At 41.9% G+C, this 12,107-nt stretch carries 10 protein-coding genes; 4 read left to right on the top strand and 6 right to left on the bottom strand.

Annotated elements, in window-relative coordinates; translation table 11 throughout:
- Window positions 1-654 carry a hypothetical protein gene (locus M5J74_RS29870; protein ID WP_250017564.1) on the top strand — a complete coding sequence of 218 codons (654 nt, stop codon included), beginning with the start codon at window positions 1-3 and terminating at the stop codon, window positions 652-654.
- A 71-nt stretch (window positions 655-725) separates the two neighbouring features.
- Here M5J74_RS29870 and M5J74_RS29865 read toward each other — a convergent pair whose 3' ends face one another.
- Together M5J74_RS29865 and M5J74_RS29860 are read right to left on the bottom strand one after the other, a co-directional pair.
- Window positions 726-974, bottom strand: a complete 249-nt coding sequence (locus M5J74_RS29865; protein ID WP_250017562.1) for a hypothetical protein — start codon at window positions 972-974, stop codon at window positions 726-728.
- Between the two features lie 63 nt (window positions 975-1,037).
- Window positions 1,038-2,252, bottom strand: a complete 1,215-nt coding sequence (locus tag M5J74_RS29860; RefSeq protein WP_250017560.1) for a sensor histidine kinase KdpD — start codon at window positions 2,250-2,252, stop codon at window positions 1,038-1,040.
- Between the two features lie 624 nt (window positions 2,253-2,876).
- Here M5J74_RS29860 and M5J74_RS29855 point away from each other — a divergent pair.
- Window positions 2,877-3,029 carry a hypothetical protein gene (locus tag M5J74_RS29855; RefSeq protein ID WP_250017558.1) on the top strand — a complete coding sequence of 51 codons (153 nt, stop codon included), beginning with the start codon at window positions 2,877-2,879 and terminating at the stop codon, window positions 3,027-3,029.
- A gap of 99 nt (window positions 3,030-3,128) precedes the next feature.
- Window positions 3,129-3,863 carry a response regulator gene (locus M5J74_RS29850; protein ID WP_250017556.1) on the top strand — a complete coding sequence of 245 codons (735 nt, stop codon included), beginning with the start codon at window positions 3,129-3,131 and terminating at the stop codon, window positions 3,861-3,863.
- 262 nt (window positions 3,864-4,125) lie between these two features.
- Here M5J74_RS29850 and M5J74_RS29845 read toward each other — a convergent pair whose 3' ends face one another.
- The 4 genes from M5J74_RS29845 to M5J74_RS33745 all read right to left on the bottom strand — a co-directional run bounded on the left by M5J74_RS29845 (window position 4,126) and on the right by M5J74_RS33745 (window position 7,623).
- On the bottom strand, window positions 4,126-4,716 hold the full coding sequence (locus tag M5J74_RS29845) for a DUF6753 family protein (RefSeq protein ID WP_250017555.1): 591 nt from the start codon (window positions 4,714-4,716) through the stop codon (window positions 4,126-4,128).
- A gap of 13 nt (window positions 4,717-4,729) precedes the next feature.
- Window positions 4,730-5,482, bottom strand: a complete 753-nt coding sequence (locus M5J74_RS29840; protein WP_250017554.1) for a hypothetical protein — start codon at window positions 5,480-5,482, stop codon at window positions 4,730-4,732.
- On the bottom strand, window positions 5,483-6,298 hold the full coding sequence (locus tag M5J74_RS29835) for a chromosome partitioning protein ParA (RefSeq protein ID WP_250017553.1): 816 nt from the start codon (window positions 6,296-6,298) through the stop codon (window positions 5,483-5,485). It abuts the gene before it with no gap.
- Between the two features lie 1,058 nt (window positions 6,299-7,356).
- Window positions 7,357-7,623 carry a helix-turn-helix domain-containing protein gene (locus M5J74_RS33745; protein WP_371934114.1) on the bottom strand — a complete coding sequence of 89 codons (267 nt, stop codon included), beginning with the start codon at window positions 7,621-7,623 and terminating at the stop codon, window positions 7,357-7,359.
- A gap of 906 nt (window positions 7,624-8,529) precedes the next feature.
- Between M5J74_RS33745 and M5J74_RS29830 the strand changes: the two genes are divergently transcribed.
- Window positions 8,530-12,087 (top strand): DUF3987 domain-containing protein, encoded by a 3,558-nt coding sequence (locus M5J74_RS29830; protein ID WP_250017552.1) that lies wholly within the window; start codon window positions 8,530-8,532, stop codon window positions 12,085-12,087.
- The last annotated feature ends 20 nt before the right edge of the window (window positions 12,088-12,107 follow it).

The following is a 12,107-nucleotide window of genomic DNA, read 5'->3' as shown; positions in this document are numbered from 1 at the left end:
ATGAGCAAAACTACTCCTGCTTTTAATTCCGAGCTAGCTTTTACCACTCTCTGTTCTCGTCTAAATCTGCCCTACGAACAAGTGGCATTAATTATTTCTAAAATAGCATCAGATGTCCCGCCAAACTATGAAAGCATTGAGAATATCGATCGCCGCACTCAAGAAAATGCGATCGCAGACCTAGTAATCCATATCCAAAATATTAGTGCCAAAGTAGAAATGCTGGAAATAAAGTTAGCAGAACGAGAGAGCTTGTCTGTCAAGGAACGGCTCAACGAACGGCTAGACGGTCGAATACTTGGAGTAGCAGTTGACAAAGACAAAACTGACACGGATGACAGTAATAGCGATACTGCAACAGTGCTACAAGAGCGTTCGGCAAGCGATCGACCCACTAGTACTACACTAGAACAACAAGAACCGTTTGCAGATTTTCTTCGTTTAGCCTTCCGTCGGTTTGTTTCCAAAGATAAACAAAAACAAGTAGTAACACCCGACAACAGCCGATCGGCAGCAACGACAACTCATATCCTTGCTAGTAGCTCAGCGGACGTTCGAGCAGAAGAAGTAGAAAAATTTAGAGCTTTGACAATAGCTGAAGCACAAAAAAGAGCTTTAGAGTCAAAAAAATCGCAGCCAGAAATGGGAGATTGACGCTTTGAATTCCCGAATCAATAATAAATTTCTAAATAATGTAATGCTATCGGCAATATCACCAGATTAAGTCAAATTAATCTGAATGCTATACCAACGATAAAAGCTAAAACAACTGAAGCCACCCTCACGTTAGTTGATAAAGGAGTGCGAGGACAAACTAGTACGGCAGTAGCAATGTAATATAATGCAGCAATCTGCGACAGCAAGAGCGCGTGTACGGCGACAACTAGCAATATCCCAAACAGCAGCCAACAGACAAAATCTTCTAATTTGGATAAGAAGAATTCGAGCTTACTAGCAGAATCTTTGGCTGACATGGGTTGCAAGAACCAATTGAACTAGTATTATATTACACTAGGTAGGACGTGCAGGGGAATCCCTCAGTAGGAATGCTCCTGCATCAAGTATTTCTCGATACCGTAGCTGCAATCAGAATTTTGCCTAAACGGGATGAAAAATATCGTACCTCCACCCAAAGCACAAGCCACTTGTAAGTTAGCTTGATGCACTTGAGCGATCGAGTCGATCGCTCGCAACCCCATTCTCAAGCCTTGTCTGCCGATTGATACAACTGGTTCGATCAAAAACCGCAGCTGTTCTTCACTTATCCCCACACCCGTATCTTCTACGTGCAATACCAAATCTCGTTCTAAGTTGTAAAGCGATAGAAGAATGCAGCCTCTATTAGTATATTTAATTGCGTTATGTACGAGGTTAAAAGCCATCCGCCAAATCAAGGTTGGCTCTGCCCAAATCCTAGTGCCGCTAATAAACTTTGAGGCAAATTCTATTTTCAGTTCTAAATCCTTTGTTTGTGCTAGCGGCTGCGTTTGCTTGGCAACCGCAGTCATAACTTCTTTTATATCAACTAATTCAACTTTTTGATAATCGCATTCTAATGCAGATAAGTATGCCTGTGAAGACAGAGAACTTACAAATTTTAACAAGGCATTATTATTTTCAATTACACTCTCAACTACGGAAGAAATATCTGCCAACGAACAACCGTATAAACCTTGATTCAAGTGTTTGAGGACTCGATTAACGGCTACTAAAGGGTTAGACATATCGTGACCGATCCTACCAAAGAATTCATCACGGTGACGAATGTCTTGCAGCTTATCTTGCACAAAATGATTGAATCGAAACAATAAATCGATTCTTGATTTTAGCTCGCCTCGATTCAGTGGATATAAAATAAAGCTATCGATATCGCTCCCGGTGGAATTGATAACTTCTAAGTCTTGTGGATGACATACTAGTAAAATAGGTATACGTTCTGTAAATAGCTTTCTTACAGTATCAATTGCAAAACAAATATCTTCCTCAAAGCTGAAATCTATGACCAATAAACCAGTAAAGCTATGACGGCAAAGATATAAAAATTTGTATACAGTATTAAATTCTACAAAGTTATAATCTTTTGAGAGAATATCAGCCAACTCATTGCTACTATCTTCACCCCTAAACAAAGCTATATTTTCCATACTTACTACTTTTTGAAATCGACCAGAGATAAATATAAAGGAAATACTGCCAATCGAGCCGCTCAGATGCGCTAAGAGCAAGCAAACTCCTGATGCTCGCTCAGCCAACGCAGGTCGCTTTTAACTATCGAGGTTTAGCTCATCGGCTAGTCACAGTGCTTTGTACCATGCACGTCAATCCAGCTGTTACTCGCTCAATAAATTATTTGCGATACCTACTCGCAACGCTTACGTCCAGCTGTTGCAGCATGACAGCAATCTACTACATGGCAAGCTGAGAAAAAAGGTCGAGGATTGGAACTTCTCGATCGTAAATTTCCCGCCAAGCTGATTGATTTGGCTGCGGTTCGTAAACTCTGACATCAAAAATTCCCAGAGCTATTTTGTCCTGCGCGACTCCTGGCTCCTGATTTTTTTCTCGATCGCACCTAGCGATCTGTCAAAAAAGAATTGATTGATGACTAAGCCGCGAAAAACCTACCAAAAACTGCTTTTGGAAAATTACTATTTATCAAATTAAAATTGACGAACTACTATCAAGAGGTGAGTTATTCTATCAACTTCTTCAATACCCACAGTTCATCTGCAAGTTTGTCAATTTGTAATTTCTTCAATCGATCTACTTCTAGCAATTTTATACCTGACATCCGACCTCACTCCTCCAAGTGCGCTACTTAATGCAATAGGCGCATCATTCACATCCATAAAGATCGTATTTGCTCGCTCAGTAGTATGTCAGCAGTGCGATCGCTGAAAAATTTAGCAACGCTGAATGTCAGTAGTTTCTCCGATTGGTTGCTAGTAGTCGCTAGCCATGAAAGAGATAGACGATCGCTCGATCTGCGATTTGGGGCGACTGCTGCAAAAATCTATATAAAGAAATGATTAGGACTTCAGTAATTTTATTATAGCTAGGGTAAAAGATTTATACCTTTAGATAGATGCTTGTTATAACTGTTATGAAGCAAGAGTGGTTAAGTACGTATGACGAGCATAGCAACGCAAACAATAAAAATAGTGCTGGTAGAAGATCATAAGATTACAAGGTTTGGAATTAGCACATTGCTATCTACCAAAACCGACCTTCAGGTCTGTGGAGAAGCCGCAACAGCAGCAGAGGGACTAAATCTAGTTGACTTATACCAACCCGATATTGTGATTATCGACATTAATCTACCAGACAAGAATGGTTTAGAACTTACTGAGGAAATTAAGTATAAATACAGTAACATTAAGGTTATCATTTTATCGGGCGAAACTCAAAAAGAGATTGTCAAATCTGCTTTTGGTAATGGCGCTGACTCTTACTGTTCAAAACTAGCAGAAGACGAAAAGTTGTTGGAAGCAGTATACACAACTTACAGGGGAGAATCGTGGGTAGATTCTAAGATTAGCAAGCCAATAGTAGAAGAATTTAGGTCGAACAGAAAAGAAGTCGTTCAATTTAGCGAACAAAATTTTTACCAATACATGCTACGTCCGGATCGGCTGACGGCAAAAGAACTCGAAGTACTACAACTGATCTGTGCGGGTATGTCCAATGAAGAAATTGCTACTAATCTATGTATATCTCCTGGAACGGTACGCACTCATACGCACAAGATATTTCAGAAACTCAATGTTAATAGTCGGACGCAAGCCATGCGCGTGGCTATAGAACGAGGTTTGGTTGATACGGAAACCATAGCTAGAATTAGACGAAAATACAATAAAGAATAGCAAGGAACATCAAATTCTAACTCTCGACAGTAATAAGCAGGCAATGCTATCTGTTGCAATTGTCTCCATAAACAAAAACTTGAGCAGTAAGATTTGGAAACAGCGATCGCGTGTATTCCGCTACTAATGGGATACAATGCTTTAGAAGTTATGATAAGTATCGCAATTGACATTCAGGACGCATAGTAGGAGAATTTGGTGCTGGTAGCGCGATCGTAGCTCATCCGCACCTATCTCTCTATTCATACTAGAATAATTATTATCAATTTCGGATGGATATCACGCACTTTCCTTTCAGCTCTTTCACTTGCTTTTTGCAGAAAGTTATTGCATCTGCATTAATCTTTTGAAGGTCTTTAGCTTGCCTTCCATCTGCCGATCTCGCCCATTGTAGCAAAGCCTTATCTTGAGAGCTTAAGTTACTAGGAGTAACAAATTTAACAATTGTATTAGCGGAAACAAATGCACCGATAACAGTTCCTAAAGCCAAGACACCTCCTAAGATTGCAACCAAATATAGTGAGTGCAGCATGGGCAAACTAGCAAAATGAGTCGGAGAAGATTTATTTAGCAGCTCCTTAACAGTTTCTAGGAGTGCTTTTTTCTGCTGCACTACTGCGCTACGAAAGATCTGCGATAATTTAGTGTCAAGAGTTTCCGTCCAAATGCTAACTATTGTTCCCAAAGATTCTGGAATTTTGTCGATGCGACTATCTATTTTTGCTAGAGTTGCCATCGTCACGATCAAAGGATCGCGAGGATTAATGCCCGATTGCAAAATCAGTTGAGTAATTTTCTCTTTTTCTTCAGTTGAGAACTCCGATAACACTTGATCTATCGTAGCAACGTTCATCTATAAATCTCCTTTAAAAACTAGTTTCGCTAGCAGTAGAGCTATAATTTTTCCAATTCAGACCTAAATAATTGCTTGCCTTCGGGTCGAGATCGAACTGATGGAAAAAGCTTTCCATCCAATTAAATAGAAGATGGCGATAAAAAGTATTAACCTTTAAATCGCTGATGATTTGAGAGTACGGTAGCCCGCAATCCTCGCATTGCTGGTAGACAAAGAGCGATAAATTGGTTAGGTTTACCTCCACACCACCTAAAGCCTCGATCGAGCTACGAGTTTCACTTGCATCGTAGTAGGGAAAATGCGTATCGAAATAATGGTTTTTAATCGCAATATAATCGACGTTATTTCCACAAAAATTGCATAGTTCTTGCAAGTATTCCACGCAGTCGCGCCGATGAGATATGGGATGAATTACTGTCATTCTATAACCCAGCGATGCTAAGGTATCAAACAGTAGAAATTCTTCTACAAAGAACTTAAAGGCAGATAAATATTGTCCTGGTAAGTCTGTCAAAACCACAGCTAAATCTGGTAGCGATTCCAGATCTATTAGAAGATTATCTGCACCGCCTCTCGATAGCTGTAATTCTTCAATGCCTAAATTCTCTATTTTTTGATACGCTACTAATTTGTTACGATTGCCGTTATAATATGCCCTTATAGAGATTTGCTTTTCCAACAGTAGATCCAATAGCAATCGTGCTACCGTTGATTTGCCTACTCTAGCATCGCCAGCAGTTACTAATAATCTTTTTCTTAACATTTATTCTAACCCAAGCATTGCAGCAGCTTTTAAAGCATTCTTTTCAAACTCAGCCAACCACGATTTGACCCGCAACCTGATTGCTAAATTTGCTTTTGCGTGTTCGTAAACTCCTGAAAATGGCAAACTGTGTTCGTCAAGAAAATCATAGGTTTTATAAAACAGATCGGGCATAACTATTTCTTGACATGTGACTTTATCTTTCATTTGCTTCCTCAGTTTTGATTCGTCATAGCGTTCAAACTTGTCTTCTGCTCCGTAAAATAAGTTTTTGACCACTAAGTAATCAACGCGATCGCCACAATATTCATAGAGTAGTTTTAGAATACTTACAGAATCTTTAACTCGGCTAATTACGGAAACCATAGTTATTTGATAGCCACAGTCTTTTAGAGAATCAAATATGTTTAACTCTCGCTCAAATGTTTCAAAGAAGCTACCAGACTGGGCAGGTAAATCTAATAAAGCAATAGGCGGCTGCTGCTCGTCCAAGTTTACTAATAAAATATCTGCCTCGCCCCGATTGAATATATCAAGGCATCTCACAACATCTTTTCCGTAGTGCCGTTCTAACTGAGGATTGCGTTTATCAGCATCGTAGGCTAAAAGATTAATTTTTTTATTAACGTATACCTGTAATAATCCTCTAGAAAACGTACTCTTTCCTACACCTCCTTTGTCACCTGTTACTATGACTAAACGCTTTTGGTTTGCTCTTTGCAATTCTGGGTTTGTATTTTTTGTATTAGACTCATTACTAGCTTCGTTAGATATGTGTTCTGTAAACATGGCTGTACTTTCTCTTCTTTTAGTCATAGATATTTAACTGAATACAATAAAGCTGTACTTATTTACTCTTCTTCCAATTGTGCGGATCTCAATTTCGACGCATTTCTTTTTTGATACTAGGTGCTGTTTTGACTAGCTGCTTATGTCTGAGCTTAGGTGGTAAAAAATGTAAATATGTGTATCTCTAACTGAAAGGCAGTTGCAAAGAAATTAAAGCAAATATGTTCAGTTACCAAAGGCTTCGATCCACTAATAAAACTAAGAGATTTAATAGCTCCTCTATCTTCAGAAGATTTAAATACAACTTCTATTTAAACTCGCTCAGATATAAAAATTGTTAGCTAATTTTTAACAACTAAATAAATATAAGCTGTCATACTATAAATGAATCCTAAAAATCTTAAAGCAAGTAAAATCGAGTATAAAGATAATAGTTAAACATAAACTGAATTAAAAGCAATTGACAGGTTAAGGCTGTATTAACAATAGCTGTGAGCGGTTAACGCTCATAAACCCTTTATTGAAAACTAGTTGTAAGTGTTAGTTACCAACATTTCTGCACTTGGCTCATCTTACTTCCAAAGATATTTTAATAAAAACAGATCAATTTCTTAAATTCTCTCAGAATTTTATCTTATTTATTTTCTACGACAATGTTTTGTATGATTTAGATATTCATACTTAGTTTTGATAAGTAGATTTGCTGAGTTTAAAACCGCATGAAATAATAAAGTTATTTGCTTAAAGTAATTATTTACCCCTAGCTGACTAAGGAATTATCTTTATAATTCACTTGTCTAATTTGGAAGGTTCCTGCGAATCTTTTCAGGGTTTGGAACAATTTTGACAGCATCTTGCCTTTGCCCTGGCTTACTAACAATTTCAGCTTGTAGGAGGTATTCTTGTTCGAGCAATTCATCCAATACTTGTTGGAGTAGTCGATTGTTACGACTCGAATTAACATCCAAAATTCCTGGCAATGCAAGATTATCCGTTCAGTGAATTTCTGCAAAATCTCTTTTCAAGATTCGCCTTTGCAGTCAAATCCCATAAAGCATCTTCAATAACTATAATCCTGCTTGCTTCTAGGAATACCCCAAACTTTTATTTAACTTCTCAATTAATGCTTCTAAATCCTCTTGCGTTGAGCAACAGCAGAGCTTACGTAATGCCTGCCATTGGAAACGATTCAACTTAGGTTCACTTTCAGGGTTGTTTTCCCAGTGACGAAGGGTTCTTTCAGTTATGTCCAAAGCGTTAGCAACATCTCTTTGGCTAAGACTATAATGCTGCCTGAACAAGAATAGCCAAGATGTCTTATGATTCTGAGCTGGCAATCCCTTCTGCTTCACGATCAGCACTATGATAATACCTTAAGCGAACATCACTACCGCTAATATAGCATCAGAAACATAAACTCTGAAAAATTTGCCGGAAATGATTGACGCTTCCGACTAAATAATTTACGATTAACACCAGGAAAATATTTCCGGTAGCTTGGGGTAATGTCTGGAACCAGCAGACGCTTACCAACCACCACCGGTAGTCCCGACCGTACACTTTACCAAGGGAGGTCAAGACGCAGTGCTTATTCTAGTATTGTGCCGCTTTAGCGTGCCTGTTGTCAATCATGTTGTCCAAAGACAGCTAAACTACTTTTCTGGACAGGGGTGGACTAGCACCTATAAATGCTTCGCAGAGGTTCCAGCATGGGTGTGGTATTTCTGTCTAGATTTTGGAAAGAGTTTGATTAAAGCGATTGCCTCTTTTAAGGCGAAGACAGCAGTGAATTTTTGGTGCAAAATAGCAGATTGGCATCAATCAACTCCCCATCTTTTGAATAGTTCCTTGCCAATCCGCCTTTCAACTAATACTTGCTCGTTCAGCTTGAAAAGCCCAAGCATGAATTACGCAGAACTCCAAATACTTTTTCAAAGTTAGTCAAATTAGCTTTCTAGAATTTTCAAGCCGAGACAAGCACTAGCACTTGCCTTGTCTGTGAGAGAAAGCTTTCGTAATTAACTTGCTTACAGCCGAGACAAGTAGAGTGTGATAGTGCTCTGCTTGTCTCGGCTACCAAACCAGAGAATCGAGATGATCGACGAACACAATATTAATGGGAGGCTGAGAATTAACACCTCCCCGATACCGAACCAACGGCAGCAAAGAGAACGAACCCGTAGCCGCTGGATGATCCTACAGTTCGATACTTTAAAAAATCTGGTCAAGAGCGATCGCAGTAAAAACTTTTTTGACGCATGCATCTGGTTCAGTACTTGGCAACCAATAGTTATGGAAGCCAGATTGACCCCACGGCTACTGTCATTTGTCGCGCCCCAATTCATCAACAGTCTAGTGAAAGTGGTAGAGGAGGAAATTTAATGGTCGCTTCCGGTTCAAGCTCGCTCTATCCATTTCCCCAGCTCAATCGGCAACAAGCAGAACGGCAACTGAGGTACTTAAACTATCAACCTGGCGGGAACGTCAACCTGCGCTTCTTCTACCACTCCGACGACCCACGCAAGCTCAATGACAAGGGAAGAAAACTTAACCAACTGCAATGGAAAGAAATAGAAACTTACCAACGCTCTGGACGCGGCGTGTATGTCGTTGTCAACGGCACTGGTGGCGGTCACGAAGACAAGGAGATTCAACAGTGCGTTGCCATTTTCTGCGAATGGGACGACCGCCCAGTAGAAGAACAAATGCTGTATTGGGAAACAGTCGGATTTCTGGAGCCAACATTCACTGTCTACAGCGGTGACAAATCAGCCCAGCCTTACTGGGTGTTTGAGGAGCCAATTACTGTAGAGCAGTGGCGGGAGTTGCAGTTGTTGCTCATTGAAGTGATGGCAGCTGACTCCAGCAATAAGAACCCTTCACGGGTATTCCGACTAGCTGGAGGGTGGCACGTCAAGCCGGGACGAGAGCCAGTGCGAACAGAAATTGTCCAGGACTCCTGCAAAAAATACTCTTATGAGCAAGTACGCCACGAACTGCTCAAACTGCATCAACAGCAGCAACCAGTGAATGCTGTTGAGCAAAAGGTATTACTATCACTAGCGCAACAGAACCCAAACACTTCTATCACCGTTGCACCAAGATACAAACGCTACGAGGACATTCAGGTTCCTGTCCCTGAATCAGTGCCTCTGGAAGTTTGTCTTTCCAAGGAGTCCCGCTGCTTGCTTGAGTCTGGAGTCAGTGAAGGAGGACGCAACAGCAATGGAGCCAAATTAGCCCGTGACTTAATTGGTACTGCCAATTACCTCCGATCGAGCGGTCAAAGTTTTGACGGCGACCCCAGGCTACTGCTGGAAAATTATGCCAATCGTTGTTCTCCACCCCTGCCGTCTAGGGAAGTAGAAACAGTTTGGCGCTCGGCAGTGAAAGACAATCCCACTCCTAGCTGTACGCCAGAAGGTGTGGAAGCTTGTATTAGGGGGTGGTACTGGAAGCATCACGTCAAACCACAGCAGGAATCTACTGAGAAAAATAACAATTACGCCGCTGGTCGTGGCTTTGGCTACAGCAACAATGGCAAAGGCGATCGCAAACCACCCATCGCTACGGTGTCTCTATGCGATCGCATTCGAGAAATTCTCAACCGCTACGACAGCGAATCTGTTACTGCCACTGCTTTGATGGAGCTAGCTAGTATCACTGGTCGTACTTACAATGAGATCGATCGGCTCGCTAGGATAATTCGCGCTGAGGGAGAACTAGCAGAGGAAGTCATCGAAGCGGTTGAATCCTTTCAAGGAATACTCAAGAGCTGCCGCAAACGATTGGATATCCGGCTGTACTTAGACAAGACATTATCCGACCCACTGATGGCAAAAGCAGCAGCCATGCCCACTGCACCAGAGTATCTATTTAATACGGTACTTCCTTCTAGTGCCTCGCGCATCGGTACGGCAGCCAGAATTATTGTCAATCCCCAAGGTGGTTACGTCCAACCTTGTATTTTCTGGACAGCCAACATCGCCCACAGCGGTCAAGCCAAAACCCCTCCCCAGCAGACGATCCTCCAGCCGCTAGAAGAGATGGAAGCAACAGCTAAAGAAATTCACGATCGCTCTATGGAGGACTACGAGGCTACCAAAGACAGCGATGCCAAAGTCCCAGTGCGACAGCGGCGGTTGCTCAACAACGTCACCACTTCCACCAAAATTCGCATTCACGATGAAAATCCACGCGGTCTGTTGGAATACATGGACGAGCTAGTAGCCGACTACCAACGCTTGAACCAGTACAAGAGCGGTAAGGGCGATGACTTGCAACTGGAACTATCGTTTTGGAATGGCTCTGGCGGTAACTTCGACCGACACGACGCACGGCTATTCTTGAAGCGCGTTGCTTTGAGCAAAACGGGGACTTACCAATGGGACACGCTAGCACGCTTGATGGGAGCTGACGAAGTTAATTTTATTGCTAGCGGTTACTCGTCTCGGTTTCTCTACTGCTCGATTGTGGATGCCCCAGCTAGATTTCTCGATCTTTTATCAACCCCAAATCCCGCTGCCAACGAGTTAAAGGAAAAGTTGTCTTGGTTATACGCCCAGTTAGAACAACTTCCCCAAACCGATTACTTTCTTTCCCATGAAGCAAAAGTCTTGTTTCAGGGATGGAATCATACTTTGGTAAATGCTGAGATGGAAGAAAAACATTTTGGTCTGTCGCTAGTTTACGCCAAGATTGAATCCTATACGGCTCGAATCGCCTTGTGGTTGCACGTTGTCAATGCCGTGCTGCGTGGCGAAAAGCCCCATCTGGCGATCGACGGTCGGACAATGCAACATGCAATTGAAATTGCCTCGTTCTACCTCGACCAGCACAAACTGATCCATGCCCATAACGCCCCTACTCGCCAACCAGAAGGCATTTTCCTCAAAGTTCAAACTCAAGCCGAGAAGGTTTTGAAAAAGTGCGGCAAGGGTGTCAGTGCTTCGTTTCTCAAAAGCCGGATTAATGCTCTCAAAGGCTGGGCAGTGGAAAAAATTCGCACTTGCATCTTCAAAGCTTTAGCAGCCTCCGGTCACGGACGAATCGAAGGCGAGGGCAGCGAAATGGTTTACATTCCCAATCCACCAACAGACGATCTGCCAGGAGATTTGGTGGGATTTGGTGGAGAATTGGCGGCATCACCAATAGCCCAAACCTCCAGCAATAGCAACTTACAAGCTTCAATTGGTGAAATTGGTGGCACAACAACAGAGGCTACTTTTTCTCAGCCGTCAACTGAAGCGATCGCCTCACCCTTAGACCACCAAGTCACCAATTGGGTAGCCGAAACTATTACTGTGACTAACTTTGACTCAGTTGGTGACACCACCAATTCATCACCAATTACACCAACTGGACAAACACAGCAACAGTCACCAACCGCACGGGAGCTGGCAGAGCAAATACTGTTATGTTCTACTTGGACTGAGATTGCGAGTCGAGTGAAGGAAAACACCAATACTTTGATAAAGGCTGCTAAGGAAATGACCGCTCAACAACGGCAAGGGCTAACGAGACTGTTAAGCGAGCATTTGTGCCAGTCTCCGAGCCACCTGAGTCAATTAACTTGGGTTCCCGAAAAGTTGAGGCAGCGGACATTAGAGCGATTGCAGTTCACCATTCGTCGCATAGCAAGCGTGGCAGAAAGCATTTTAAAGTTAGGTTGGGAGAGTATTTCTGGCTGTAGGCTGGAGAAAATCAGTTCAATCGAAGTGCCAGGAGAAGCTTGGCTGTTTACTACGCCAGATGGGACTCATGTTTATGCTTATCCTGATGCAGTAGAAGCGATTGCCTACTGTGGAGAGTCATAGACTTGATTGCTGCTTCCTAC

The sequence above is a fragment of the Chroococcidiopsis sp. CCNUC1 genome, assembly GCF_023546805.1.
GTDB lineage: Bacteria > Cyanobacteriota > Cyanobacteriia > Cyanobacteriales > Chroococcidiopsidaceae > Chroococcidiopsis > Chroococcidiopsis thermalis.
This window is presented reverse-complemented; position numbering and strand designations above follow the sequence as displayed.